Origin of the sequence: Streptomyces sp. NPDC050704 (assembly GCF_040654355.1) — a bacterium.
GTDB lineage: Bacteria > Actinomycetota > Actinomycetes > Streptomycetales > Streptomycetaceae > Streptomyces.
The window spans coordinates 106,407-131,937 of record NZ_JBFAHW010000014.1; the positions used below are offsets into that span (position 1 = coordinate 106,407).

23 protein-coding genes and 2 pseudogenes are annotated in these 25,531 nt (G+C 69.7%); 2 read left to right on the plus strand and 23 right to left on the minus strand.

Annotated elements, in window-relative coordinates; translation table 11 throughout:
- Positions 1–65 precede the first annotated feature (65 nt).
- The 17 genes from AB0I18_RS10790 to AB0I18_RS10870 form a co-directional block, all read right to left on the minus strand.
- Complete coding sequence (locus AB0I18_RS10790) at positions 66–1,295, minus strand: fatty acid desaturase (RefSeq protein ID WP_363105065.1); 1,230 nt, start codon at positions 1,293–1,295, stop codon at positions 66–68.
- A complete protein-coding gene (locus tag AB0I18_RS10795; RefSeq protein ID WP_363105066.1) occupies positions 1,292–1,564 on the minus strand; it encodes a hypothetical protein in 273 nt (90 codons plus the stop codon). The genes AB0I18_RS10790 and AB0I18_RS10795 overlap by 4 nt, the downstream gene beginning before the upstream one ends.
- A gap of 34 nt (positions 1,565–1,598) precedes the next feature.
- Positions 1,599–2,513: an EamA family transporter gene (locus AB0I18_RS10800; RefSeq protein ID WP_363105067.1), complete on the minus strand. Its 915-nt coding sequence runs from the start codon at positions 2,511–2,513 to the stop codon at positions 1,599–1,601.
- Positions 2,510–3,061, minus strand: a complete 552-nt coding sequence (locus AB0I18_RS10805) for a flavin reductase family protein (protein WP_363105068.1) — start codon at positions 3,059–3,061, stop codon at positions 2,510–2,512. The genes AB0I18_RS10800 and AB0I18_RS10805 overlap by 4 nt, the downstream gene beginning before the upstream one ends.
- Positions 3,018–4,277, minus strand: coding sequence for an MFS transporter (locus AB0I18_RS10810; protein WP_363105069.1), 1,260 nt, complete (start codon positions 4,275–4,277; stop codon positions 3,018–3,020). The genes AB0I18_RS10805 and AB0I18_RS10810 overlap by 44 nt, the downstream gene beginning before the upstream one ends.
- Entirely contained in the window at positions 4,277–5,368 is a 1,092-nt protein-coding gene (locus tag AB0I18_RS10815) for an LLM class flavin-dependent oxidoreductase (protein ID WP_363105070.1), read from the minus strand. The genes AB0I18_RS10810 and AB0I18_RS10815 overlap by 1 nt, the downstream gene beginning before the upstream one ends.
- A 65-nt stretch (positions 5,369–5,433) precedes the next feature.
- Positions 5,434–6,720, minus strand: a complete 1,287-nt coding sequence (locus tag AB0I18_RS10820) for an ATP-grasp domain-containing protein (RefSeq protein ID WP_363105071.1) — start codon at positions 6,718–6,720, stop codon at positions 5,434–5,436.
- Complete coding sequence (locus AB0I18_RS10825) at positions 6,717–8,099, minus strand: biotin carboxylase (protein ID WP_363105072.1); 1,383 nt, start codon at positions 8,097–8,099, stop codon at positions 6,717–6,719. The genes AB0I18_RS10820 and AB0I18_RS10825 overlap by 4 nt, the downstream gene beginning before the upstream one ends.
- A complete protein-coding gene (locus tag AB0I18_RS10830) occupies positions 8,096–9,484 on the minus strand; it encodes an ATP-grasp domain-containing protein (protein ID WP_363105073.1) in 1,389 nt (462 codons plus the stop codon). The genes AB0I18_RS10825 and AB0I18_RS10830 overlap by 4 nt, the downstream gene beginning before the upstream one ends.
- Positions 9,485–9,578: 94 nt before the next feature.
- The gene (locus AB0I18_RS10835; protein WP_363105074.1) at positions 9,579–10,331 is read right to left on the minus strand and encodes a hypothetical protein; all 753 of its coding nucleotides are present in this window, start codon (positions 10,329–10,331) and stop codon (positions 9,579–9,581) included.
- A gap of 81 nt (positions 10,332–10,412) precedes the next feature.
- Positions 10,413–10,685: a 2Fe-2S iron-sulfur cluster-binding protein gene (locus AB0I18_RS10840; protein WP_363105075.1), complete on the minus strand. Its 273-nt coding sequence runs from the start codon at positions 10,683–10,685 to the stop codon at positions 10,413–10,415.
- A 122-nt stretch (positions 10,686–10,807) separates the two neighbouring features.
- On the minus strand, positions 10,808–11,869 hold the full coding sequence (locus AB0I18_RS10845; RefSeq protein ID WP_363105076.1) for an NAD(P)/FAD-dependent oxidoreductase: 1,062 nt from the start codon (positions 11,867–11,869) through the stop codon (positions 10,808–10,810).
- Positions 11,866–12,819 carry a 2-dehydropantoate 2-reductase gene (locus tag AB0I18_RS10850; RefSeq protein WP_363105077.1) on the minus strand — a complete coding sequence of 318 codons (954 nt, stop codon included), beginning with the start codon at positions 12,817–12,819 and terminating at the stop codon, positions 11,866–11,868. The genes AB0I18_RS10845 and AB0I18_RS10850 overlap by 4 nt, the downstream gene beginning before the upstream one ends.
- A 160-nt stretch (positions 12,820–12,979) precedes the next feature.
- The gene (locus AB0I18_RS10855; protein WP_363105078.1) at positions 12,980–13,582 is read right to left on the minus strand and encodes a helix-turn-helix domain-containing protein; all 603 of its coding nucleotides are present in this window, start codon (positions 13,580–13,582) and stop codon (positions 12,980–12,982) included.
- Between the two features lie 247 nt (positions 13,583–13,829).
- Positions 13,830–14,603 carry a glucose 1-dehydrogenase gene (locus tag AB0I18_RS10860; RefSeq protein WP_363105079.1) on the minus strand — a complete coding sequence of 258 codons (774 nt, stop codon included), beginning with the start codon at positions 14,601–14,603 and terminating at the stop codon, positions 13,830–13,832.
- Between the two features lie 64 nt (positions 14,604–14,667).
- Entirely contained in the window at positions 14,668–15,432 is a 765-nt protein-coding gene (locus AB0I18_RS10865) for an HAD family phosphatase (RefSeq protein ID WP_363105080.1), read from the minus strand.
- Between the two features lie 102 nt (positions 15,433–15,534).
- Positions 15,535–16,545, minus strand: coding sequence for a ScbA/BarX family gamma-butyrolactone biosynthesis protein (locus AB0I18_RS10870; protein ID WP_363105081.1), 1,011 nt, complete (start codon positions 16,543–16,545; stop codon positions 15,535–15,537).
- 297 nt (positions 16,546–16,842) lie between these two features.
- On the opposite strand from AB0I18_RS10870, the gene AB0I18_RS10875 reads away from it, so the two are divergent.
- Positions 16,843–17,514, plus strand: coding sequence for a ScbR family autoregulator-binding transcription factor (locus AB0I18_RS10875; protein ID WP_363105082.1), 672 nt, complete (start codon positions 16,843–16,845; stop codon positions 17,512–17,514).
- A gap of 115 nt (positions 17,515–17,629) precedes the next feature.
- Here AB0I18_RS10875 and AB0I18_RS10880 read toward each other — a convergent pair whose 3' ends face one another.
- The 6 genes and pseudogenes from AB0I18_RS10880 to AB0I18_RS10905 form a co-directional block, all read right to left on the minus strand.
- Positions 17,630–18,592, minus strand: a complete 963-nt coding sequence (locus tag AB0I18_RS10880) for a superoxide dismutase (protein ID WP_363105083.1) — start codon at positions 18,590–18,592, stop codon at positions 17,630–17,632.
- 44 nt (positions 18,593–18,636) lie between these two features.
- Complete coding sequence (locus tag AB0I18_RS10885) at positions 18,637–18,936, minus strand: hypothetical protein (RefSeq protein WP_363105084.1); 300 nt, start codon at positions 18,934–18,936, stop codon at positions 18,637–18,639.
- A gap of 151 nt (positions 18,937–19,087) precedes the next feature.
- Positions 19,088–19,627, minus strand: a pseudogene (locus AB0I18_RS10890) (TIGR03943 family protein); the annotation flags it as partial.
- Between the two features lie 321 nt (positions 19,628–19,948).
- Positions 19,949–20,122, minus strand: a pseudogene (locus tag AB0I18_RS10895) (TIGR03943 family protein); the annotation flags it as partial.
- A complete protein-coding gene (locus AB0I18_RS10900; protein ID WP_363105085.1) occupies positions 20,119–21,141 on the minus strand; it encodes a permease in 1,023 nt (340 codons plus the stop codon). The gene AB0I18_RS10900 and the pseudogene AB0I18_RS10895, both read right to left, overlap by 4 nt.
- A gap of 179 nt (positions 21,142–21,320) precedes the next feature.
- Complete coding sequence (locus AB0I18_RS10905; RefSeq protein ID WP_363105086.1) at positions 21,321–23,288, minus strand: zinc ribbon domain-containing protein; 1,968 nt, start codon at positions 23,286–23,288, stop codon at positions 21,321–21,323.
- A gap of 213 nt (positions 23,289–23,501) precedes the next feature.
- Here AB0I18_RS10905 and AB0I18_RS10910 point away from each other — a divergent pair, with 213 nt between their 5' ends.
- Positions 23,502–25,529: an NAD-binding protein gene (locus AB0I18_RS10910; protein ID WP_363105113.1), complete on the plus strand. Its 2,028-nt coding sequence runs from the start codon at positions 23,502–23,504 to the stop codon at positions 25,527–25,529.
- Positions 25,530–25,531: the final 2 nt, after the last annotated feature.

Sequence of the window (25,531 nt, forward strand, 5' to 3'; positions counted from 1 at the left end):
CCGGGTTGGGGGTTCGGGAAGCCTGGGCGCCGGCCGTGCCAGCCATGTCGGTCATCTCAGCCATGTCAGTCGTCGAAGGCGGCGAAGAGTTCGCGCTTGCTGACGGACTTCAGACGGTGCACGTCGAACTCCTCGGCGTCGGCGGCCGCCAGTGAGTCGAAGACGTGGCTGATGGCGGGCGCCAGTCCCCACACCTCGTGGTACGGCGGACGGTTGCGGTCCCCTGCCGCGGCCGCCTCCTCGGCATCCAGCCGTCGGACGAAGATGTAGTTCGACCAGTCCTCGGCGCGCGGGTGCCGGTGGTGGTAGTCGTGCACCACCGTGTCGCCGGTCAGTACGAGGTAGCGGGACGGGGCGTGCACGAACAGCATCCGCAGCGTCCAGCGAGCCCAGGCGAGGGCGCGCCGCCCGGCGGGCAGTGCGGCCGGGGGGACCCGGTCGCCGATGAAGATCGCGTTGGTGAGGGAGGCGAAGTACGCGCGGCTGCGCCGGTCCTCGAGTCCCGGCTCGGGAAAGGTGTGCTTCACGCACAGCCGCAGGGTGTTGCTGATCTGGAACAGGGGGACGAGCGGTACGAACCAGACGACCAGCAGCACCTGCCAGGTACCCGTGAGGACGGTCGCGGCGAGCGCCGTGCCGTACAGGGCGAGTGCGCAGACCTTCTCGCTGCGCGCCGATTCCTTCGAGAAGGACCGCACCCGGGAGACGGCGAACGCGAAGTGGAAGCGCGGCGAGACCAGCTTGCCCAGGAGCCGGCGCCACATCTGACGGCGCGTCATCCCCGGGCGCATGTCGAGGCTGACCAGGAACGCCTGGACCGTGGGGTCCTGCAGCGTCATGTGGTGGGTCGCGTGGTGGTCGCTGACGTGCTCACGGCTGTAGCGCTGGAAGTTCTGGATGACGAGCAGGCTCGATATGGCGTGGCCGATCGCCCGGTCCGGCCTGCGGCTGCGGTACATGTTCCGATGCGAGCACTGGTGGTAGACCATCATCCGCAGGTTGCGCATTCCGTGCAGGGTCATCGCCCAGCCGGGCAGGAGGAGCAGCAGGAACGCGCCGCCGAGCACCTGGCCGAGGATGCCGACCAGGGTGCCGGCGACCATCGACGCCGTCGCGGTCGCCAGATGGAGGGTGGGGGTCCAGCGGAGGGACTTCTGCCGGGAAAGGGCTTTGCCGGTGAAGATCGTCAGCGGGTACTGAAGGATTCCGGGGAGAACGGTCATGCTCTGCCGGGGGTCCTGCTCCACGACGTCGTTCCGGTGGACGGCGAGGGGTTCCTGGTTGATCACGGTCACGGGGTCTCCTGGAGCGCGGAAGCGAACGAAGGGCCGGCCTGGAGGCGGACTCCGACCGAGCAGGGAACGGGCACGGTCTCGCCGCGCATCGGTACCGACAGCAGTCCTCGCGCGTCACTGCCGGTGAGGACGATCTCGATGTAGTCACTGCCGTCGGCGCGGTTTCCGGCGCCCCTGACCACGATGTGGAGGGAGACGTTGCCTTCCGCGTCCACCGAGGGAGTGATGGTCCCGTCCACGACACCGGGAATCATGGTGGTCCGCGTCATCGGATTCCTCCTCGAGAGGTAGTTCGTACGCTGGTCACGCATCGGCCGGTACCGGGGCGGCCTGCCGCCGTCGCGCCCCGGAGAGCGCCGTCGCGAGGCGTCTCCCGTACAGGCTGACGATCAGTCCGACCACGATCAGGGCCAGACAGAGCAGCTTCGGTACGGAGAGGCGCTCGCCGAAGATCAGTGCCGAGCCGGCCAGTCCGAAGACCGGTACCAGCAGGGACAGGGGCGCCACGGTGGATACCGGGTACTCCTTGAGCAGCCAGTTCCAGGCCGCGTACGCGAGGACGGTGTTGGGGTACGCCTGGAACAGGATCGACAGAACGGCGGTGAGGTCGAGGTGCTCGGCCAACTGCGTGTAGCCGGCCGTCCCGTTGACCGCGAAGTCCAGCGCGAACAGGGGCAGGGGGGCGAAGAGGCTCGACCAGACCAGGAAGGCCAGCACGTCCGGCGGCGAGGTCTTCTTGAGGATGATGTTGGCGACGCTCCAGGAGGCCGCGCCCAGCAGGACCAGAGCGATACCGACGCCCGTCACACTGCCGTCGGTGATGAACGCGGTGCAGCCCAGGCCGAGCAGGGCGACCGCGAAACCGGCCCACTGGTAGCGGGTCAGCGACTCACGGAAGACGGCCGCGCCGAGCAGGATGGTGAGGAACGCGCTGACCTGGAGGACGAGTGAGGCGATGCCCGACGAGAGTCCGGCCTTGATGCCGAGGGTCACCACGCCCCACAGGCCGACGCCGAACACCAGGCCGTAGGCGACGAGGTTGCGCCACGGCACGTCCGGCTTCCTGATGAACAGGACGGCGGGCAGCGCGCACAGCGTGAAGCGGATGCCGGCGAGGATGAAGGGGTCCATCGAGGCCAGACCGAGCTTGATGACCGAGAAGTTGATTCCCCAGACCGCGGTGATCGCGACGGCCAGCAGGACGTGCCGCGGTTTCATCGGATTCTCCGGGAGAGGTCGGCCGTACGCGGGGACAGGGCCGGGGCCGCCGCCCGGAAGTCCCGCCGGTACCACAGGAGCGGTCGCGCCTGCCCGTGGGTGCGCAGGCCGGTGAGTTCACCGATCAGCAGCTGGTGGTCGCCCGCCGGTATCCGGTCGACGACCGTGCAGCGGAACACCGCGGTGGCGTCCGGGAGGTACGGCAGCCCGCTGTCGGCCCAGGTCTCGAAGTCGCCCTCGGCGAACCGGTCCACGTCACGGCGGGCGAACCGGTCCGCGAGCCCCGTGTGGTGCTCGGCCAGCACGTTGACCACGAACTCGGGCGACTCGCTCAGCGCTTCCCGGCAGCTGGAGTGGTTCGCCAGCCCGACCAGCACGAGCGGCGGGCTCATCGAGACCGAGGTCACCGCACTGGCGGTGAACCCCCGTCGGTGGCCGGCCGCGTCGCGGGTGGTGACGATGGTCAGCGGCGCCGCCAGGTGGGCCATCGCCTCGCGGAAGGTCTCACTGTCCACCGGAGACGGCGAGCTCAGCTCCAGGGCCGACATGGGATACCTCCTTCGTGCGGAAGCTGCGGATGGTGAGCGGTATGAAGACCGCGCCGTACACACTGAGCAGGACGGCCAGCACGACGATGAGCCGCTGGGGGCCGTAGGCGGCTCCGACGGTGCCGATGAGGAGACCGCCGATGGGGTAGGAGAGCAGGCCGACCAGGAAGAAGGGGCCCATCACCTTGCCGAGGTGCTCGCGGGGGATCACCCGCACCCGCTGCGTGCGGTTGAAGATGTTGAAGTACGCGACACCGGACATCGCCACCACGAACGCGGCGGCGTAGACCCCGAAGGACGAGGCCGCCCCCAGGACCAGCAGGCAGCCGCACAGGACGGCGTAGCCGAGCGCACCGAGGAAGTTGACGTCGAACTTCCTGAGCAGCAGCGGCGTCAGCAGCAGATTGAGCAGGCCGACGATGCCGACGAACATGTTGAGCATCGCGTACTGCGACTCGGGGGCCTTGAGGACGTCGGTGACCACCGCCGCGTTCGCGGCGAGCACGGTCGAGAAGACCAGGTTGATGGCGAAGTTCAGGCCGACGAGCAGCATGACCGGCTTGTTGTGGACGAGGAGCCGCCAGCCGAGAGCCAGTTCGGCGACGGTCGCCCGCACCCTCCGGCTGTCTGCCGGGACCGGAGCCGCCGCCTCCCGGGGCAGCACCAGCCAGCAGCAGGCGGCGGTAGCGAACAGCGCGCACGCCAGCGCGAGGAGCCAGATCTTCCCCAGGTACAGCACCGCCACCATCGCGATACCGGGGCCGAGCGCCATGGCCAGCAGCTCCATGTTCTGTACGAGGGACTGCGTCCTGGCCAGGTCCGCACCCTTCGCCAGCTGCGGGACGACCTTCTCGATGGACATCCGGATCGGCGCGACGAGCGTCGCCAGCAGGCCGCCCGTCACCATCAGGGTCGGCACGGTCCACGACGGTCGCAGGACGCAGATCAGGACGGCGAAGCCGATGACGACGGCGCGCGCGGTGTTGGCGCGGGAGAAGAGCCGGGGGCCGCCGTCCCGGTCGGCGAGCAGCCCGGCGAACGGGTAGGCCAGCAGGCAGGGCAGCCACTCGACGGCGTACGCGATACCGAGGGAGGACACCTGGCGGGTGTGCTGGAAGATCAGCAGCGGCACACTGAACATCACGACCTGCTCGGCCATCAGCCCGATCAGGACTCCCGACCCGAAGAGGCCTCGGCGGGCCCGTTCCCCGGTCATCAGACCGCCGCCGCAGTGGCGCCGACGGCCGCGGGGCGCGCCGCGTTCTCGTACGCGCGCACGACGGGCAGCACGCGGGTGAAGAAGGTACGCATCTCGTCGCGGGCCGGCCAGCCGGAAAAGATGAACTGCCCGACGCCGGCCGCCTTGTACTCCATGAGGTACGCGGCGACCTCCTCGTAGCTGCCGACCAGGCACAGCGCGGGACCGCCCCGGTAGGCGACGGCGCCGGAGTACAGCACCGGCGAGAGCCAGCCGTGGCCGGCCTCTTCCGCGAGGCGCATCGAGTTCTTCACGGCCTCCGAGTCGCCCGCCTCGACGAACGCCCGTACCCAGTCCCGGTGGCTCTCGTCGGTGTCCCGCATGACCTCGGCGAGTTCGGCGAGCGCTTCCTCGCGCGTCTCGCGGGCCAGCACCTGCATGCGCAGGCCCACGTCCCGTCCCCGGGCGACCACCGGGGCGGCCGCCTCGGCGATCGCCTCGGGGGTGTCCCCGTATCGGAACCAGCAGTCGCCGTGCCGGATCGCGGTGCGCTGGGCCACGGCCGAGGAGCCGCTGATGTAGATCTCGGGCCGGCCGCCGCCCTTGTGGCCCAGGCCGAGCTGTGCGTCGACGAGCCGGTAGTGCTCACCGGTGTACGTCAGCGGCTGCTTGCCGCTCCACAGGCCGTGCAGGATTTCGAGGAACTCGTCCTCGCGGGCGTAGCGGTCGTCGTGGGCGAGGAAGTCACCGTAGTAGCCCTGTTCGACCGGGGAGGTGCCGGCGACCACGTTGAGCGCGACCCGGCTGTCGGACATCCACGACACCGTGTTGACGATCTGGGCGAAGAGGGTGGGCGAGAGCAGGCCGGGCCGGTACGCCAGGATGAACTTGACCCGCTCGGTCTCCCGCACCAGCGCCCCGATGACCGGGAGCGGGTCCGGCAGACTGAAGCTCTGGGCCATCAGCAGCGATTCGACCCCGAGTGCGTCCGCCTCCTGGGCGAACTCGACGGCACCGTCCAGGTCGAGCAGATCCGACCGGTACTTGTCCGTCGACTTCTTCTGCCCGCTGTCCAGCGACGAGCCCCAGTGGAACCTGAGTTCAGCCATGTCCTTCTTCTCTTCTCTTGCTTCCGGTATCGGACGGGTGTCGCGCGCGGTCGGCGGTCGGGGCGCTACGCCACCGCGTCCGACACGGCCGCTCCGGGCAGGGGTGTGCCGGGTGCGACCGGTTCGGACACGCGCAGCGTCAGCGACGCGAACAGCCGGGTCATCCACCGGCGTGTCTCCTCGGGAGAGCCCGTCACGGCGATGCCGGCCAGCGCGGTCTCGTGCGCGCCGTAGGTGAGGTGATCGGGCAGCGGGGCGCCGACCGGCAGTTCGTGCCAGGTGACGACCTCGGGGGCGGAACGGAAGGGCTCGGCCCCGTCGAAGCCCTCGAAGACGCGGTCGCCGAGGTGGTGTCCCGGGTGGACGAACCAGCCGTACCAGTCGCGCTCCGCGGGGAGTTCGGGCAGGGTGCCCGCGGTGGGCTCACCGAGCAGGATGCGCAGTTCGAACGACGGCAGGTGGATGCCGGTCGCCAGCTCGAAGGTGTCGACGACGTCCGCACCGCCGACCCTGTTGCCGACTTCGAGGAACACCGGCTCGGTCCCGTCGACGATGGCCTCCAGGTGGAAGCTGCCGTCCTCGATCCGTACGGCGGCCAGCGCGGCGGCGGCCCACTCCCGCGCGTCGTCCGTGACCTCGAACTGGAAGGAGCCCATCGGCAGGCCGCGCGCGTAGTCCAGGCAGGTGCCGACGTATTCGCTGGCGCCCAGGGCGAGCACGGTGCCCTTCTCCACCAGGCCGTCGAAGTGGAGGATCTTCCCCTCGACGAACTCCTCGACCTCGTGGTCCGGCAGTCCCCTGCCGTCCTCGTCGATCGACCGGACTCCGGTGCGCCGCCCGGCAATCGCCTCATGGGCCTGTGCGGCGCTGTCGAACACGACGACGTCGATGCTGGAGGCGCCCCGGTGCGGCTTCAGCACCGTCGCCCCGGCCCAGGGGGACCGCCCGCCCGAGTCGAGGAACTCCTGCACCGGCAGGAAGCGCGGCACCCGCAGCCCCGCCCGCTCGACCGCCTCCTTCATCAGGACCTTGTCGCGGGCGAGCATGACCTGCTCGACCGACGTGCCCTCGACGCCGAGGTCGGCGCGCAGCCGCGCGGCGTCGAGCAGCTCGTACTCCGACATGGAGATCACCCGGTCGAAGGTCCGCGGCCGGGCGTCGAGCCAGGCCCGCGCCTCGTCGTACGGGCCCTGGAGACCGGCGCGTTCGACCTGTTCGCAGCGCAGACCGGCCGGGAGGTTCGCGAGTGCCTCGCGCCTGCCGAAGTAGGTGACGTCGTGCAGGTCGTGGTCGATGCCCCGGCTGTAGGCGATCTTCGGATACGGCACGCGGTGCAGTACGAGGATCTTCATCGGGCAACCTCCATCAATGTGGTCGGGACGAGAGGGACCGCGGGGATGGCCTCGCGGAGCGGTCCCTGGCCGGCCCGCGGACAGCAGGCGTCCAGCGCATCGAGCCAGGCCTCCCGAAGGGTGCGTACGACCTCGCTCATGTCGACGCCCGCCGCACTCAGCACGACACAGCCCTGGGCGGCGAAGTCGGCGTTGTCCCGGGCGGTCGCGTGCAGTTCGCCCGGGACGGGGGGCAGCCACCCGAAGTCCTTGACGGCGAGTTCGTGCGGGAGCAGGCGGTGCGCGGCGGCGGTGGCGGCGACCGCGTCCTCGAAGGGGGTCGCACCGGGGGTGACGTCCGCGGGCGAGAAGCTCCGGTCGGTCTTGACCCCGAGCATCACCGTGGCCGCCGAGCAGGCGGGTTCGGGGAGGGCCTGACCTGTCGTGTCCCCGAAGGCCGCGTCGACCCAGCGGTGGTAGAAGTCGATGCCGTAGACCCAGTGCGCCAGCGACCAGATCTTCATGCCCGCCGGGCGCCGGTTGGGCTCCACGACCGCCGTGCGGCTCGCGTCGTCGCTCAGCTTGATCTCGTTGTGGAACGGGCCGTCGCACTGCCCGACCAGCCAGTTGACCTGCCGTCCGGCCCGCTCGACGGCGGACCGCTCGGCGTGGTTCAGCCGGGCCGGCAGGATCTGCGCGACCTCGACGGGGTAGCGCCCGGTGGCGCTGACCTTCTCGGTGACGAAGGACAGCTGTCCGAGCCCGTCGAAGGAGTACTCCCGCCGGTAGGGCAGGATCTCCTCGCAGATGACACCGCCCGCGACATACGGACCGACCTCGGCGAACGCGGCGTCGACGTCGTCGCCGGGGCGGACGATCACCACGCCCCGGTTGTTGCCCTCCTTGGCCGGCTTGACCACGAAGCCGTCGGGATGGGCGGCGGCGAACGCGTCCAGTCCCGCACGCGAGTCGACCGTGGCGAAGTCCGGCACCAGGAGGCGCTGCGCGGAGAGCAGCCGACGGTGGGCCGCCTCGGTGAGCCGGTACTCGTGCTTGCAGAAGGCTCCGCCGGCGAGTTCCGCGGAGTCGACCCGCAGGCCGAGGCGTTCCAGGAGCACCGCGCCGCTCCTGACCGCGTTGTCGGAGAAGACGATGCCCGCGGCGAACTCGTCGCGCCGGTGGCCCAGCAGCTGTTCCGCCGCCTCGGCGAAGTCGGCCCGCAGCGGATCGAGGTCGATCACCTCCTCGCAGATCCCGGCGTCGAGGGACGTCGGGTCGGCGCGGATCAGGGTGACGGCGGTCCCATGGTGGTCGCGTGCGTACGTACTGATGTGGCGCACGTCGTCCACACGGGAGAGGTTGTAGTCGACGATCAGGAACCTGCTGGGTGATTTCGTCACCGTGGGGCCCTCTCGTACTGGTCGACGTGCTGATCGACGTGCTGGTCGTCGTACTGGATGTCGATGGCGGACGCGGAAGTGCGCAGCAGTTCGGGGAGCAGCCGGGCGCTTTCGCTCCTCGGGTACTTCCACAGCAACTGGCCCAGGAATACTTCACGCGAGGTCGATTCGACCGTGTCACCGGCCTTGAGCAGAATGTGGGTGACCACGGGTTCGCGGGTGAGCTCGTCGCTCAACCGCACCGACTTGATACGTCCCTTGTCCGCGAAGAAGACCCGGAAGAAGGTGGCGTTCACCGTCGGCGTCTCACCGTCGGCGGTGAAGGAGAGCGCGCTCACGTGCTCCAGGAATTCTTCCGACGCGACCGTGCCTTCTCCCGGCGAGGCCGAGAGGAGCAGGTCGATCCAGAGATCCAGGAGGCTTGTCCCACCCGTCAGTTCCCTGGTGCTGTGGGATATCAGGCTGCCGCCGACCCGCGGGTTGATCTCGATGAGGTCCCAGTCGGAATCACGGTGCCGGGCCTCGATGTGGAAGCAGCCCCAGCGGAGTTCGAGATGGGACAGCACCTGCCGCACCCAGGCAATCCCCGCGGCGCGTTCCTTGACGGAGATGCTCACCGGCGGACTGGCACAGGAGTTCTCCAGTACGGTGCCGGCCGTCTCCGTCACCTCGCACTTCTCGTGCACGGCGACGACCTGGGCCACTCCGTCCACGACGATGACCTCGAAGCTGAACTCCTGCCCCGGGAGGTAGTCCTCGACGAGAAAGGCCAGTCCGTCACCGAATGCCGAGGCGTAGACCGTATCGTCCAGAGCGTCGGCGGTGATCTTCTCGATATCCGCCCAGGTGGTTCGGGAAGAGAGCGGGAAAGCGCCGTACGAGGCGATTCCGCTCACGGGCTTGACGAAATAGCGGCTGTCGCTGTTCCGGTAGAAGTCGAGTGTCTCCCTTGTGAGTTCGGCGGCTCGTACGCGGGAGAGGCCCGCGTCGGCCAGCCGATTGCGCAGAGTGAGTTTGTTGCGGAGGCCGATGATCTGCTTCTCGCCGAGATCGCGGACACCGAGCAACTCGTTGGCGAAGGCCATCAGTTGCCGATAGCCCTCCCAGACCGTGACACAGGCCAGCACGGTCTCACCACGCCGCCGGAGGTCTTCGAGACACGCCTCCACATCCTCGTGGGTCAGGACGTGCTCCGCGGTCACCGTGACGTGTGCGGCCTTCTGCCGCAGTTCGTCCGGCCGGCCCCCGTGCGCCGCCTCGGGCAGCGAGGTGAGGACGAAGCTCTTGAGCCCTTTTGTGTCGAGTGCCTCGAGGAGGTCCTCCATGAAGGAGAACCCGACGTGGCTGAGAAGGAGAATCCCCCCGCCCGTGTGCTGGTACTGCACGATGCTCCTTTCGCCCGAGGGCCGCGGTGGACGCGGCGGGGACAGCCGAAGAACACTGCCCCTGCCGCGTCGCACACCTCCGCACAAGAGAGGGTCAGACGGCTGTTTTCACTTCCGCGGAGATGGTGTTGTCGGCGAGCTCCTTGAAGTACAGGGCCAGAATCGACTGGTGCTCCTGGAGGTACTTCTTGAACGCCGTGATGTCCTGCTCGTCGCGGATCAGGAAACGCACCGCGGCCCAGACCTCGCCCGGGTGGTCATCGTTGATGTCCGTGTGCGAGTGGCTGATCTGACCGCCGATGTTCTTCTCGCCGATCGATTCCTTCAGCGCGACCAGCTTCTTCGGCTCGAGCTTCACGTTCACGTACTCGACCAGGTACGAGTAGGCGACCACACCGAGCGGCCCCTCGTGGTCCAGGAGGTAGGAGAAGTAACCCGTGAGAAGCTTCGTGGAAAGGTAGGGCTCGGTGGCGAGGAACTCCTCGCGCGAGACGCCCACCTTGGCGAGGTCCTGGATGAAGAGCTCGTCGTGGAGCATCTCCTCCTGCTCGTAGTTCGCCCATATCTGAGCCGCTTCCGGACTCTGCTTGGCGATCTCGGTCAGGGCCTTCGCCTCGGCGACACGCAGCAACCGGATACGCCAGGCGGTCTCGATGAGATTGCGCTTGTAGTACTCGGAGTCGACGTCCTTGCTCTCCAGGTGGGCCGCGGCCGGCACATTCGCGTACCACTCGACGACCTGCTCGTCGATCTGCTTGTCCATCACGCTCCGCAGCTCCACCGAGGCGGCAGCGCTCAGGAACGGCTTGCGGTTTCCATAACCCGCGTTGGTCACTCGGTTCTTCATGACACTCCTTGTTCGGTTCGGTCCGATGCGTAATTCGGTTTGATACGTGATTCGGTCTGATACGTCATTCGGTCTGATGCGCTAGCTCTCCACGACACGTACGGTCGCGGAATCCAGGAGACGGCACTGGCAGGCGAGACGGTAATGGCCGTCCGTCCGGCCGAGGTCCTCAAGAAAGTCTGTTTCCTCGGGGTCGGTCTCCCCGAGCGAATCGAAGCCGTCCAGGACTTCGACGACACACGCCCCGCAGGCTCCCGATCGGCACCCGAAGGGAATCAACGGCTCGGCCGTCTCGTATTCGATGTCCGTCAGTGGCGAGCCCTGCGGCAGAAGTATTTCGATGCCGGCCGGCATGAGTGTCAGTTTGTTGAGGAGCATCGCTTCCCAAGCCCTCTCTGGGCATATCGAAGTGAGCGGAACGGGCGTGGCTGAACCCCGCGTTCGGGGATACGGGCCGGCTGCTTCGGGCAGATCCGCTACGCGGACACCGCGGCCGGACCGGACACGACGGGACGGACGACGGCGGGGACCGCGGGCCCGTCGCTCCCGGGGAGCGTGTCGGACGAGTGCTCGGGGGCGAGGCGCTCACCGGGCCGCAGGGCCACCGCGGCGTGGTTGACCGCGGTGCCGGCCTCGCCGAAGCCGACCGAGATCAGCGGCACCCGGCCGGGGTAGGTACAGCCGTCCCCGGCGGCGTACACCTGGGGCAGGTTGGTACGCATGGACTGGTCGACCCGGATTCTGCGGTGTTCGAGGTCCAGCCCCCAGTCCGCGACGGGACCGAGCGCGGAGGAGAAACCGAGCGCCGCGACCAGTGACTGCGCCGGCAGGACCAGGGTGTCCTCCCCGGCACGGACCTCGACCTGTTCGAGCCGGTCCGTGCCGTGGCAGGCGACCACCTGGGCGTCCGTGAGGACCCGGAGCGGGGCGGCGTACACCTGCCGGACGCTGTGGTCGTGGGCGCGGAACGTGCCCCGGCGGTGCACCAGGGTCACGCTCCTGGCCACCGGCACCAGGGCCAGCGCCCAGTCCACAGCGCTGTCCCCGCCGCCGACGACCACCACGTCGAGCCCGGCGTGCGCGTCGAGACGCGGCACGTGATAGGCCACTCCCCGGCCCTCGTACGGCACCGAGCAGGGCAGTTTGCGTGGGACGAACCTGCCGAGTCCGGCCGCGATCACGACGGCCCCCGCGTGTACCCGGGTGCCGTCGTCGGCACCGAGGGTCCAACCGGCCCCCCGGCGAGTCAGGCTGACGGCCGTGCGGCCGAGGAGGTGGGTGGTGCCGAAGGGCGCGGCCTGCAGCAGCAGGTTGTCGATCAGGTGCCGGCCCTTGATGCCGGGGTGCCCGGCGACGTCGTACAGCACTTTCTCCGGATACATCGCCGACACCTGGCCGCCCGGCTCGTCGAGCCCGTCGACGACCGCCGCCGACAGGCCGCGGAACCCGGCGTAGTACGCGCCGTACAGTCCGGCGGGGCCGGCGCCGACCATCGCGATGTCCACCGTCACCTCGGTGGCTCCGGCTATCGGTGTCACGCCGCGCCCCCTTCGGCGCGGCGCTCCTCGGAGCGTGCCTCACGCAGGCTCAGCACCTCGTACAGGAAGGTGTTGACGGGGACCGGGGTACCGGTGCTCGCGCCGAGCCGGACCACCGTGCCGGTCCACGCTTCGAGCTCGGACGGCTTGCCCGCGCCGATGTCACGCTGCAAGGACGAGGTGCCCTCGGCCGGTTGCCGGTCGACGAAGTCCATGGTCGAGGCGACGATGTCGCCCGGCAGTCCGATGCCGGACGCGCGGGCCACCTGCTCGATCTCGGACATGGCGTCCGCGAGCAGACGCCGGGTGCCCGGCCGGGACCGGAGCGCGCCGATCGGTGCGTCCGTGACCGATCCGACTCCGCCGAACGGGGCCACGAACAGGAACTTGGCCCAGAGTTCGGCCCAGATGTCCTGCGGCACCACGGCCGTCACACCGGCCTCGTCGAGCGCCTTGCGCAGCTCTTCCACCCGCTGCGACGGGCGGTTGTCCCACTCGCCGAAGGTGAGGGAGCCCAGCCCGCCGACATGGCGGATCAGACCGGGCCCCTCCAGATACGTGATGATCTTCGCGCTGCCCGGCAGGACCGATTCCGCACCGATCGCCGCCGCCACCTCGTGCGGCGCCTCGACACCGTTCTGCGTGGTGACCACCGCTGTCCCGGCACCGGTCAGGGGCTTCAACAGGTCGACGGCAGCGGGAAGTTGCCATGCCTTCACACCGAGGAGGACGAAGTCCACCGGCCCTATGTCCGCCGGGTCGTCGGTCGCCCGCAGGTTCGCCGGGGCCACGGAGAAGCCGCCGGACGGACCACTGACAGTGAGTCCGTCGCGTCGGAGTGCCTCCAGATGGCGCCCTCGTGCGAGGAACCGGACGTCGTGTCCGGCCGCGGCGAGACGGCCACCGAAGTAACCGCCGATACCGCCGGCCCCAACCACCGCTGCTTTCACGGACTCCCCCACTCGTCTTCGACATGCCTGCGGGCACGCTCCGCGGTGGGTTGCTCACCCCCGATGACCTTTAAAACATACAGAACGCTCGCTATGTTTTGCTAGAGGTTTTGGCCTCTTCTTGGAAAAAAGAAGTGATCGGGCGAGGGAACAGCGGATGTCAGGCGCTCTCGGCCGCGACTCCTCGCAGAGCCAGCCGCCAGATCCGTTCCAGCTGGTCAGAGGCACTTCCTGGGGCCCCGGCGGGGGCCGCCGCCCCGGCCCTGATCTGGGACTCGGCGCCGACCAGCAGATACACGACCAGGTCCGCCACGGTCTGCGGAGACGCCTCGGCCTGCCGCAGCTGCCCTCCTTCGTAGGCCCGGAGCAGCAGTTCGCGGACGGCCGGAATCCACACGTCCACCCAGCGGCCGCCACCCCTGGACCGCTCCCGGCCCAGCCGCACGGAGGACCGTACGACCACATCGGTCTCCAGCAGGCCGGCCAGCCCGACGGTCAGGCCGAACACCGCGTCCAGTTCGGAGCCGTGGTTGTCCAGCAACCGCTCGACCAGGGCCTTCGTGATCGACCCGCCCTCTTTCTCGACGGCATCCGCCAAGGCCGCCTTGCTGCCGAAATGGAAGGTCAGCGCCCCCATCGAGACGGCCGCCGACTCACAGATGCGCGCCAGCCTGGCACCTTCGTAACCCAGCTCGTCGAACTCCCTGGCCGCCACCCAGACGAGCACTCCGCGCGTGCGGACCGCCCGCTCCTGAACCGTCATACGCGCACTCCTCTCACGTCTCACGCCCAAAAAACATAGCAAGCGCTTGGTTTTTTCGCTGCGGGAGGCGCAGAATGGGCCAGATCGTATCGGCCTGGAGCAGGAGTTCATGCTCCTCGGTCTTGCCGAGGTCGTGCGGGGGTCGTGCGGAGGACGACTGGCGGGCGGCGGCGAGGCGCGCCAGTGGCGGCCGGAAGGTCCGGACCGCCACTGGGCGAGAGGTGACAGTCACTACAACTCGCGGCCCCTACTGGGCGGTTGCACCTCCGTCGACGGCCATCGCGGTCCCCGTGACGAACGAGGAACGGTCGCTGCACAGCCAGGCCGCGGCCTGGGCCACCTCTTCCGGCGCGGACATCCGACGCTGCACCGAGTGGGACAGAAAGGCCTCCTCCAACGCGGGGTGCGCGCCGAGAACCTCGTCCATCATCTCGGTCCTCGTGCTGCCCACGACGAGCGCGTTGACCCGGATCCCCTGCTCGCCGTAGTCCAGGGCCGCCGCCCGGGTCAGCCCGATCACCGCGTGCTTGGCGGCGACGTACGCGGCCGACGCACCGGTCGCCTTCATCCCGGCGACGCTGGAGGTGTTGACCACCGAGCCGCCGGTACCCGACCTGAGCATCACCGGCACCTGGTGGCGCAGGCAGTTCCACACGCCGCGCAGGTTGACGTCGATGGTCTGTTCGTAGACGTCGTCCTCGATCTCGTGGAGCGGCTTTCCCGCCGTGGCGAAACCGGCGTTGTTGAACGCCGCGTCGAGCGTGCCGAAGGTGTCGACCGCCGTGGCCACGGCGCGCTCGACATCGTCCGAGGAGGCCACGTCACCGTTCACCGCGACGGCCCGCCCGCCGGTCGCGCGGATCTCCTCCACCAGGATGTCCAGCCGATCCTTCCGGCGGGCCATGAGCACCACGGCCGCCCCTTCGGCGGCGAACAGTCGGGCCGCCGCCGCCCCGATGCCGCTGGAGGCTCCCGTGATCATGGCTACCTTGCCGCTCAACAGCGACCGCTCACCGCTCATGCGCTCTGCCTCTCCCCGTACGGATGTCCCTGAGGTGTCCCTGATCGGCCCTCGCCGCCACGTCTCAGCATCGCGAGGCAGTCATCGACGTGGCAGTCGTCGATCCGGCAGTCATCGATCCGGCAGTCATCGACGCGGCGGCCGCCGACACCTCTGCGGCCTCCGCGTCGAGGGCCCGAAGCAGGTTCTCGTCGACGGAGTGCAGCGAGTCCACCAGGTGCCGGACCCCGGCCTCCACCATCAACTCCCGTTGGAAGCTGTGCTCGAAACCGCTCGGGTATCCGATGAACCCCATGCCGAGCCGCCCGGCCTCCTCCGCCACCTTCGCCACGTCGTCGATGACCAGCACCTGGTCGTGTTCGAGCCCGAAGTGGTCCGTGGCGATCTCGTGCAGACCCGGCCGGATGGAGTCGGTGCAGATGTATCCGGGGGCGTCGAAGAGTGCGGCGTGCTCACCGAGGAAGGTGTCGAAGTGGTCCTTGCCGAGCCCTCCGTAGCAGACGACCCGGAGCCCCAGCGACCGCAAGGTCCCGATGAGTTCGACGGCGCCCGCACTGATCCGCACCGGATGCGTGGCGACGTACCGCGCCCGCTCCTCGAAGTACGCGTCGAGCGCCTGCTGTCCGGTCATGGGCTCGTCGACGGCCTCGGCGAGCAGCCGGCCGGCTATCGCACGGGGCTGCGAGAAGATGGCGCGCTCGACCTCGGCCGTGTACTCGCAGCCGCGGCTGACGAGGAAGAGGTGGATGACCGGGCTGAAGGTGTCCTCCAGCATGACACCGTCGATGTTGACAGCGCCGAGGCGCAGATGACTGAGTGGCTGAACCATGCGTTCCCTCTGGTGGGCATCGATCGTGGTGCGACCTCACCGGGTCGCGAGGGTCGGCGCATCCTTGGCGCGACCCTCGGCGGAGCTTTCAGACACAGGCGCTCAGCAGGGAGAGGGCCGCGCCTCCCGGCGGCGGTGCGCGGCGGGGACCGAGGGCAGGATGCGGCGGGTGAACGGGGCGACCGGTGCCGGGGTCGCGGTGACGAGCGCGGTGAAGGCGCGGGCGCCGTTCTGCACGGCGGAGACCTGTATCGGCTCCGTGCCGTCGCCGGCGGCCTCGGCATGGACCCAGCAGGGTGCGTCGAATTCGACGTACTGAGTGAAGACGACCTCCATCGCGGTGGCGATCACCGGCCGCGGATGAGCCACCACGTGCATGGCCTGCCTGGCCGCTTCGAGGAGCAGCATGCCCGGAGCGTGGTCGACCGGGTGGTCGAACAGGACAGGGTGGGTGTGATCGACGCGCAACCGGGTGCGGAGCGGGGAGTCGCCGGGGGACAGCACCACGTCGGCGGATTCCGTGCGGGCGACCTGGCCCCGCGGCACCGGAGGCGTGAGGGGCAGGGACCGCCGGACGGCTTCCTCGACATCGGCGTACGGGCCACGCAGCCGGGGGTAGACGGCGGGCGCCATGTTGGCGAACCCCGTTTCCGCCACACCCAGGCGGACGCCGTCGACCGTCAGCTCGACGTGCATGTGCAGGGAGACGAGCCGGCCGCCTCGCTGCACCACATCAGAACAGGTTATGTCCATGTCAACTGAAGCCGGGGAGTCGGTGACGGCCAGCGCCGCGGGGTCGATCTCGTAGCGGAAGGTGTGCCAGGTCTGGCGGTGGCCGAACGGGACGTCGTACGCGACGTGGCTGAGCAGCGGAACGGCCTGCCGCACCGATTCGGCTATCAGCAGCGGATCGTGGCGGCCGTTCACGGGGTGGTAGTAGGAGTGGTCGACCGGCCACCGGGCGGTGACCCGGAAGCGGTCGGGTGCCACGGGGAACCAGCCCGTCAGAATGACTTCAGACTGCACCGTTTTGTGGACGAACTCCCGAGGAACGGACGTGGCGAGCAGAGCGTGCAGCTCGTCGGGATGCTGACTGGCGACAGTGACGGACATCTGGATTCCCCCTGGAAGACCAAAAGTAAGCTGGTGCCCCGCGTGACAGTGACGCGTGGGACGAGTGCTGCCGGACAAAAATAAAGAATGCTCGCTTTGTTTTGGGTCAAGAGAACGCAAAGAAACCTGTTCGCCACGCGGCGTAGTCAGCCGCACGGCGACGGCAGCAGAGAGAAAAGACCCTATTTATGCGCAATAGGGGTGCAATAGGAGTCCCATACGGTTCCGGGGGTGACCGGAACTCAAGAAGAACAGCTGCGTAAAATAAAAAACGTTCTGTTTGCTCTAGGAGGTACCGTGACCCAGCAGCCGAAGCAGGAAAGGGCCATCCAGACCCGTAAGGAGATCCTCCGGGCCGCTGCCGTGGTCTTCGACGAATCAGGCTTCGCGGGCGCGAGTATCAACCGCATCCTGAAAGAGGCCGGGGTCACCGCGGGCGCCCTGTACTTCCACTTCAGCTCGAAGAAAGAGCTCGCCGGCGCGATCATGAACGCGCAGCCCGACACGATCATCCCCTGGCTGACATCCGAGGGCCTCCAGCGGCTCGTCGACATCACGCTGGTCTGGGCGCAACAGCTGCAGAGCGACGTCGTACTCAGAGCAGGCGTACGACTCACCAGCGAGCAGAGCTCGTTCGGCGTACGGGACATCACCCCGTACCAGGACTGGAGCCGCATCATGGCCGACTGCCTCCACCATGCCGTCGACAAGGGCGAGTTGCAGGCGGGCGTCGAACCGACGGAACTCGCCGAGTTCATGGTCGAGGCGTGTACGGGCATGCAGACCTACTCCGCCGTCGCGAGCGAGGCGCGGGCCGACCTGGTCGACCGGGTGGTGCGGATGTGGCGGCTGCTGATGCCGGGCATCGCGGTCCCGACCGTCATCGCCCGCACCGAGGTGAACCCCTCCCGCGCGAAGGCCGCCACCCTGAACGCCATCGAGTCCGCTTCATCTGACAACGCTGTCTAGCCGGTGACCGGCTGGAGCGGCTGACGTGAGCGGATGACGTGCGGATGACGTGCGGCGGGGCTCCGGTCATGGAGCCCCGCCGCTGTCCTTTTCTCAGTCTCAGATGGGGGCCGTCTCAGATGGGGACCGCGACGCCCGTGAACGTCGTCTCCGGGGTCTGCGGGCTCGTGAAGCGGGCGTTGACGAGGTACAGCCGGTTGCCGAAGCGGGCCACCGTGGAGGGGACGTCGAAGCGGGGGTCGGTGATCGTCCGGGTCAGGGTGGCCGTGGTGGCCTTGGAGTTGAGGTCGAACACGCTGATGAGGTTCAGGCGGTTCTGTACGACGTACAGGGTGCGGCCCATGCGGTAGAGGCCGTCGCCGTTGACGACGCTGTCCGCGCCGATCAGCGTGATCCTGGTGGCGTGACCGGTCTTGAGGTTCACGTTGTAGAGCTCGCCCGGCGTGCTCTTGACGACGATCAGGGCGCGGCCGTCGGGGGTGTCGACGATGCCGTTGGCGTTGTTCGCGTCGGGGGTCTGGACCCAGTCGCCGGTGAGCGCGAGGGTGCGGATCTCGCCCTTGCGGCCGCGCGGTACGGCGTAGAGGGCGGCGGCGCGTGAGTCGGTGAACCAGGCGCGGTCGCCGAGCAGGGTGACGTCGTTGATGAAGTGGCCGGTGGGTTCTGACAGTTGGTGCGTGGCCACGATCTCGCCGGTGCGGGAGTCGTGGACCCGCGCGACTCCGGTGTTGCCCGCCACGTACAGCAGGCCGTCGTGGTCCAGCTTCAGGCCGACGGCTATCAGGCCGGTGCCGCCCGGGAAGAGGATCTTGCCTTCGCCGGTGCGCAGGTCGGTGCGGTAGATGGCTCCGTTGGCGCGCGAGCCCATGTAGGCGTACGGCTTTCTGCCGATGGCTATCCCCTCGGGGAGGAAGCCGTCGGGGAGCGGGAACTCGGTCGGCCAGGCGGGAGTGGCGGCCGGGGCGGCGGAAGCGGCGTTCGCCGTGCCGGCTCCGGCGCCGGTCGCCGCGGCGAGCGTGGCGAGGGCGGCGCCGCCCAGCAGGGCGCGCCGGGAGGGCTGGGAGTGGTTGCGGGTCATGGTTCCGGGCCTCCGTGGAGAGAAGGGGGAGGGTACGGGCAAGCTCAGAAACTCGATGAAACCGGTGAACGCGACGAACCCGACGGACGCGATGAACCCGACGGCAACTCCGGCCGGCTCCACCACCGGACCAGGCGCGTTGCGCGTTGCCCGGGGCCGAGGCCGTCCACATCGAACTTGATGGCGTTCACCGATCGGTTGCCCATCGCCCGTTCGCCGACCGCATCGGCCGGCTCGACGAACTCGTCCGCGAGGTCGGTGAGTTCAGGCGTCTCAGGGACTCGTCGAGCGCGGTCGCCGTCGGCGGTGAGCACACGATTCAGCACCCGCTCATCCTGACCCACGACCCGGCATCTCTCCGGGCGTATGGCGGGTATCGACAGAGGATCGACAGCTTCCTCAGCGCCGGTGCCTTCCTCCTACGCATGCCGGCACACGCCGCGCGCTCGCCGGCGCGGTCGCGGCATTGAGCCGACACAACCGCCGACGCCGGGTTCAGCCGTTCCAGCTCTCGTCGTACGTGTCCCGTGGGGCCTTGACCGGTGCGACCCGGGTGACGTCGAGGAACGGGATGATGCCGTCGTTCACCGGGTCCTTGGTCTGCTTGGTGGTGTAGGTGCCGGTGACTTCGACCCAAGCGTCGGGTCGCAGTACGGGAGGTATCCGGCCGGTCAGGCCGATCTTGACCGGCTGGGCGTCGGCGGCGCAGCAGCTGAGGGCCATGCGGACCAGGTACGGGGTGCCGCCGCGGTCCAGGGCCAGGAACCCGGTGATCCTGATACGGCGGTCGCTGAGGGAACGGCCGTCGTCGTACGCCGCACGACCCGCGTAGTCGACGAGGCTGAGCCGGACCGGATCGCCGGCGGGAAGGTCGGCGAAGCCCCAGGGCTGTTCCTGCAGGGCGGTTCCGGTACGCATGGCGCTGTACGAGCCGAGCGCGGGCGGGGCCACCAGGATGAGCGCGAGGATGGGGAGGACGAGGAGCCAGGAGATACGGGGTTCGCGGTGAGCGTGGGCATGGCCTCCGTCGGCGTGCCCTTCGAAGTACTCGGAGCTTTCGAGGCGTTCGGCCCCGCCGGCGGCATGCCCGTCCAGGTGCTCGGGACCTTCAAGTCGCTCGCCCCCGCCGGCAGCGGGCCTTTTGAGGTACTCGGAGCCGTCAAGTCGCCCGGCCCCGCCGGCAGCGGGCCTTTTGATATGCCCAGACCCTTCGAGGCGCCCAAGCCCTTCATCGCGCTCAGCCTCTTCATGGCGCTGAACCCCTTCGAGACGCTCAGCTCCATCGAGTCGCTCAGCCGCTTCACCGTGCTCGGGCTCGTGTCCCTCGGCCGCCTCGCGCGTGCCTGATCCACGGCCTTGACGCTCGTACCAGACCGTCGCGACCGCCGTGGCGATCAGCACCACGCCTGCCGCGAGCAGCAACGGCCGCAGCCCGGCCTTCACGTACCGCAGGTACAGATCGGTGAGGCCGGCGTGCAGGATCGCCCCGCCGGTGAGGAACAGCACGGCCGCTTGTGCCTGGCGGTTCACAGCAGTACCTCCCCGACCAGGACCGACACGAGGACGGCCAGGACGAAGGTGGCCGGGGCGAAGCGCAGGGCGAAGTCGCGGCCGAACGTGGCGGTCTGCATGGCGAAGAGTTTCAGGTCGATCATCGGGCCGACCACCAGGAAGGTCAGCCGGGCCGTCAGCGAGAACTGGGACAGGGACGCGGCCACGAACGCGTCCGCCTCGGAGCAGATCGACAGCAGGACCGCGAGGACCGCCAGGGCGAGGATCGACACCACGGGGTTGTCCGCCGCGAGGCTCAGCCAGTCCGCCGGAACCACGGCCTTGAGCGTGGCCGCGGCCATCGCGCCGACGACCAGGAACCCGCCCGCGTGCATCACGTCGTGCCGAACGGAACCCCAGAACGCCGCCCCCTTGCCGAGCCCGTCGGACCCCGGCCGGGTCTGCGGGCGCAACCAGTCGGCACGGCCGAGGCGTTGCCACAGCCAGCCCATCGCACAGGCCACCAGCAGACTTGCCACGAACCGGGCCAGGACCATCTGCGGCTTGCCGGGGAACGCGACGGCGGTGGCGGTCAGCACGATCGGGTTGATCGCCGGGGCGGACAGCAGGAACGCCAGCGCCGCCGCCGGCGTGACGCCCCGCCGCACCAACGCCCCGGCCACCGGCACGGAGGCGCACTCGCAGCCCGGCAGCACCGCCCCGGCCATCCCGGCGACCGGCACCGCCAGAGCGGGCCGTGCCGGCAGCGCGCGGGCGAAGAACGACGGCGGGACGAACACCGCGATGACCGCCGACAGCAGCACACCGAGCACGAGGAAGGGCAGGGCCTGCACCATCACCGCGACGAACACGGTCATCCAGCTCTGCATCACCGGGGTCGACAACGCCGTGCGGATCGAGCCCTGCAGCACCAGTGCGACGAGCAGCACCATGGTCAGGACCAGCGGCGAGCTGAACTGCCAGCCCTGCGCCGACTGTTCCGGATCGTCCCCGTCCCGGTGTCCGGCCTGTGGCGGGGCCGTCTTGGTGGTCGTCACGGGGAGGTACCTCCGGTACTCCGGTGGGGAGGCGGGGAAGGGCTTCGCGGATGGCCCCTTGCCACCTTCAGTACGCCGGTTCGGGCCCAGCTTCTCATCCCGGGTTCCGACCGGGGCGCGACCGGTGCAACCACCCATGCCGGTGAGGCACTCTTTGCTGTTGTGGCAAGCGTCTCTGATCAGCTAAGTGATCCCGTGCAAGACGTGGTGTCTGGCACTGGATCTGCCCATCGTGGAGGGGTGACGTGGGCGTGCAGGTGGAAGCCCGCGCCCAGTGCTGTTCCTCGTGGCCGGTGTCGGCTGGTGGTGGGTGTGCTGATCGTCGTCACGCTCTGGTGCCGGTGGGCTGCGCGGGGCAGCCGTCTGCGGTCCGTGTGAGCGTGTCCCTCCGGACGCTGGCCCGCCGGACCCGTGGGTCTGGTGGGGGAGGGTGTCCGGCGTCGCCTGGGCGTCGGACGTGTGGTGCGGTGCCGGGTGGGTCCGGTCTTGGACCGGTCCGCCCGGCTGGTCTTCGGCGCGGGTGTGATGACCGCGCCCGCTTCAAGCTTGTCGATCACGGTGCGAATGGCCATGGCACCGGTGGTGCGGTCCACGGCGGTCTTGTTCTGGTGGGTGAGGCCGCGGGCGGCGATGCGCCGCCACGCGCCCGCATCGCGGTCGCCCTGCCAGCCGCAGGAGCCGCACAGCGCCCACTTCCAGCCCGGTGTGGTGGGCCGGTCGGGGGCCTTGCGATGCCGCAGTGGAGCCAGGCACTGCGGGCAGTGCTTCGAGGTGCCCCGGGCCGGGACGGTGACCACGGCGATGCCCACCTCGGCGGCCAGGTGCCGCATCCGGTCTACGATCTGCCCGCGCACCGCTTGGGACAGCCGGGTGTTCATCGTTCGGCCCATGCCGCGGGCCTCCATCGAGCGCAGGTCCTCGACGTAGATCACGCTCGCCCCGGCGGTGATGGCCTGGTCCACCGCCCAGCGGGCGGCAGCCCACGCAAGGGCGTCGTTGAGGTTCGACCGCCGGTCGGACACGTGCCGGATCTCGTCGGTGAGAACCTGGTGCCTGGCCGTCAGGGCGTGCTGTTCGTCTTCGCCGATGAGCCGCTGGTAGTGATCGGCCTTGGCCTGCAGGTGCTCGGACAGACGTCGCAGCCGGTGCTGTTTCGCAAGGACCCCGGCGGCGCGGAACATGCCGCCGCTGCCCAGGGCGGTGATGGTTTTGTCGGCGTGGAGCCGGGCGGCCCCGGCGGACAGCAGGGTGTTCAGCCCCCAGTCCACGCCCAGCGCGACCGTATGTCCGGTCCGCTGCGCGGTGGGGACGGCATGGGTGTAGGCGAGATCGGCCCGCACCCGGCCCCGGTCGAGACGCAGGGTGGGCAGGTGCAGCACCGCGCCGACGGGGACCGTCGGTGGCAGGCTGATGGGGCAGGAGATCCACGTCCAGTCCTTGTAGGACCGCGGATCGGGGCGGGTGGGCAGTTGCAGCCGCAGCAGCGCCCGGCCCGGCTCGTCGGCGCGTTCGAGGGTGGCCTGCTGCCCGTCGCAGGCGGACAGCAGCATGCGGGCGATGCGGGGTGCGGCCTCCAGCTCGAACACGTGCACCGGCATCCGGCCGTGCCGCGTGACGAACGCGGTGATCTGCCGGGTACGGCCCCTGATGACGCTGGAGGGCAAGTACTTCCCGCCGGGCACCGCCTCCCGCACCTGATCCCACTCCTTGGGGGTGCGCCTGGCGGGGTCGGCGGGCCAGGTCGCGAGGACCGCGGCGGTCAGGTCGGCGCGCCACTTCGCCGCCCGCAGTGTGCGCCCGGCCGTCTCCTGGGCGATGCGCACGATGCGGTCGTTGACCCGGATGCCCCCGGCCGGGCCGACCGTCCAGCCCAGGCGGCGCAGCGCCATCCAGGCATTCGACGGCAGTGCGCGGCCCGTGGCGTCCTCACCGGCAGCCAGCATGTCCACATCGGCGGCGTTCCAGTGCCCGGCCAGCAGCGTGGCGACCATGCCCGACACCAGGTCAGCAGCCCAGCCCACCCTCGCCGCCAGCACCGCAGCGGACAGGACTTCACCGGTCTTCTCCTCCACACCGGTACGCAGCAGACCACGGGCACAGGCGGTACGAGCGATCTCGCCCCCGGCAAGCGGCAACTTCCGGCTCACCGATACCCCCTCCCGCCCGTGATGCTGTCATCCGATCAACGACACCCCCCGCGGAAGGTCACGCATTCGATCCACGTACTCACATACGACACCGACACCGACACCGACACCAAGCACACGGCATGACGCCGGCGGATGACGAATCGCTACGGATACCTAAGGAAATACATGACCCTTCCGAATCAGAGTGGGTCCGACGATCATGCCGCGCACATGGTGGTGTGCGGAGACGATGCCCTGGCGCACCGGCTGGCGGCCGAGCTGCGCGGGGTCTACGGGGAACAGGTGACACTCGTCGTGCCGTCCGCCGAGCGGACCGTACGACCGCCGGTCGTCGGGCGGGCCCGTGCCTCGGCCCTGCTCGACCGGGTGTCCGCGGCGGTGACCCGAGCGGCGGGAACCGGCGGCGGAAACGGCAACGGTGGCGGAAGCGGTACCGCCACCGGTGGCGGCGCCGGTGGCAATGGCGGTGGCAGTGGCGGTGCTTCGGCCGGGCGGATCGCCGCCCCCTCGACTCGGACCGTCCCCGAAGGGACCCGCGCCGAACGGGTGCTGGAGGCCGTCGAGCTGACCGAGGCCGTGCTCGCCGAGGCCGGTGTCGAGCGGGCCGCCGCGCTGGCGCTCGTGCACGACGACGACGAGACGAACATCCGCGCCGCGCTGATGGCACGCCGGCTCAACCCCCGTCTGCGCCTGGTCATCCGGCTCTACAACCGCCGCCTCGGCCAGCACATCGAGGCCCTGCTCGACCAGGCCTCCACCCTGGCCACGGCCGGCGTCGGCGCGGACGGCTCGGTGGAGCCCGGCCTGTTCGACGCGTCCACGACCGTGCTCTCCGACGCCGACACCGCCGCGCCCGCGCTGGCGGCGACCGCGGTGGCCGGGACCTCCAAGGTCGTGCAGACCGACGGGCTGATGCTGCGGGCCGTGGAACGGCAGCCGCCGGGACCCGGCGAGGTCGCCGACCCGGGCCTGTGCACGCTGGCCCTCCTCTCGGCCACCACCAACGACCCGGCCGGCGCGGACGGTTCGGAGAGCAGCGGCGATCAAGGGCCCCGGCTCCTCCCCGACGAACGCTCCGTCGCCGCGGCGACCGGCCGCGGCACGGTCGTCCTGGAGACGGTGTCCTACTCCGGTCCCCCGCTTCCCGCGGGCCGCAACTTCGTGCCGTTCGGCAGGCTGTTCTCCCGGCGGCTGCGCTGGTCGTTCGCCGGCCTGGTGGCCTGTGTGGTCGCGCTCGCGGTCGCGTCCATGGTGACGACGGGCGACAACCCGCTGCACGCCACCTACCTGACCCTCCTCGATCTCTTCGCCATCAACGAACCCGCGCTCAAGGAACCACTCGGCCGCCAGATCCTCCAACTCCTCTCCGGGCTCGTCGGGTTGCTGCTCCTTCCCGTGCTCCTCGCCGCCGTACTGGAGGCCCTCGGTACGTTCCGCAGCGGGTCGGCGCTGCGGAAGCCGCCGCGCGGGCTCTCCGGCCACGTCGTCCTCCTGGGTCTCGGCAAGATCGGTACGCGTGTGCTCGCGCGCCTCGGTGAACTGCGCATCCCCGTGGTGTGCGTCGAGTCCGACCCCGAGGCGCGCGGGATCGCGACCGCGCGCCGGATGCGCGTGCCCGTCATCCTCGGCGACGTGACTCAGGAAGGCGTCCTGGAAGCCGCCAAGATCAACCGCGCGCACGCCCTGCTCGCTCTGACCAGCGAGGACACCACCAACCTCGAAGCCGCGCTGTACGCCAGGTCGGTGCGCCCCGATCTGCGCGTCGTCCTGCGTCTGTACGACGACGACTTCGCCACCGCTGTCTACCGCACCCTGCGCGCCACCCACCCGCGCGCGCTCACCCGCAGCCGCAGCGTCTCGCACCTGGCCGCGCCCGCCTTCGCCGGAGCGATGATGGGCCGCCAGATCCTGGGCGCCATACCGGTCGAACGCCGGGTCCTGCTCTTCGCGGCCCTGGAGGTCGCCGGGCATCCGCAGCTGGAGGGCCGTACGGTCGCCGAGGCGTTCCACGCGGGGGCGTGGCGGGTCCTGGCCCTGGACACCGCCTCACCCCGGGACCGCGTGCCGGACCTGGCGACGCCTCCCGCCCCGGGCACCCGCGGCCGGCCGTCGGGCCTGGTGTGGGACCTGCCGCCCACCTATGTACTCGGCGCCCAGGACCGTGTGGTGATCGCGGCCACCCGACGCGGACTCGCCGAGCTGCTTGGGCGGCGGCCCCGGGAGCGCACGGGCGCGTAGTC

Excerpts from the sequence above, each read along its gene's own strand:
- AB0I18_RS10795 (WP_363105066.1), bottom strand. The coding sequence starts at position 1,564 with ATGACGCGGACCACCATGATTCCCGGTGTCGTGGACGGGACCATCACT.
- AB0I18_RS10800 (WP_363105067.1), bottom strand. The coding sequence starts at position 2,513 with ATGAAACCGCGGCACGTCCTGCTGGCCGTCGCGATCACCGCGGTCTGG.
- AB0I18_RS10805 (WP_363105068.1), bottom strand. The coding sequence starts at position 3,061 with ATGTCGGCCCTGGAGCTGAGCTCGCCGTCTCCGGTGGACAGTGAGACC.
- AB0I18_RS10810 (WP_363105069.1), bottom strand. The coding sequence starts at position 4,277 with ATGACCGGGGAACGGGCCCGCCGAGGCCTCTTCGGGTCGGGAGTCCTG.
- AB0I18_RS10815 (WP_363105070.1), bottom strand. The coding sequence starts at position 5,368 with ATGGCTGAACTCAGGTTCCACTGGGGCTCGTCGCTGGACAGCGGGCAG.
- AB0I18_RS10820 (WP_363105071.1), bottom strand. The coding sequence starts at position 6,720 with ATGAAGATCCTCGTACTGCACCGCGTGCCGTATCCGAAGATCGCCTAC.
- AB0I18_RS10835 (WP_363105074.1), bottom strand. The coding sequence starts at position 10,331 with ATGAAGAACCGAGTGACCAACGCGGGTTATGGAAACCGCAAGCCGTTC.
- AB0I18_RS10840 (WP_363105075.1), bottom strand. The coding sequence starts at position 10,685 with ATGCCGGCCGGCATCGAAATACTTCTGCCGCAGGGCTCGCCACTGACG.
- AB0I18_RS10855 (WP_363105078.1), bottom strand. The coding sequence starts at position 13,582 with ATGACGGTTCAGGAGCGGGCGGTCCGCACGCGCGGAGTGCTCGTCTGG.
- AB0I18_RS10860 (WP_363105079.1), bottom strand. The coding sequence starts at position 14,603 with ATGAGCGGTGAGCGGTCGCTGTTGAGCGGCAAGGTAGCCATGATCACG.
- AB0I18_RS10865 (WP_363105080.1), bottom strand. The coding sequence starts at position 15,432 with ATGGTTCAGCCACTCAGTCATCTGCGCCTCGGCGCTGTCAACATCGAC.
- AB0I18_RS10870 (WP_363105081.1), bottom strand. The coding sequence starts at position 16,545 with ATGTCCGTCACTGTCGCCAGTCAGCATCCCGACGAGCTGCACGCTCTG.
- AB0I18_RS10880 (WP_363105083.1), bottom strand. The coding sequence starts at position 18,592 with ATGACCCGCAACCACTCCCAGCCCTCCCGGCGCGCCCTGCTGGGCGGC.
- AB0I18_RS10910 (WP_363105113.1), top strand. The coding sequence starts at position 23,502 with ATGGTGGTGTGCGGAGACGATGCCCTGGCGCACCGGCTGGCGGCCGAG.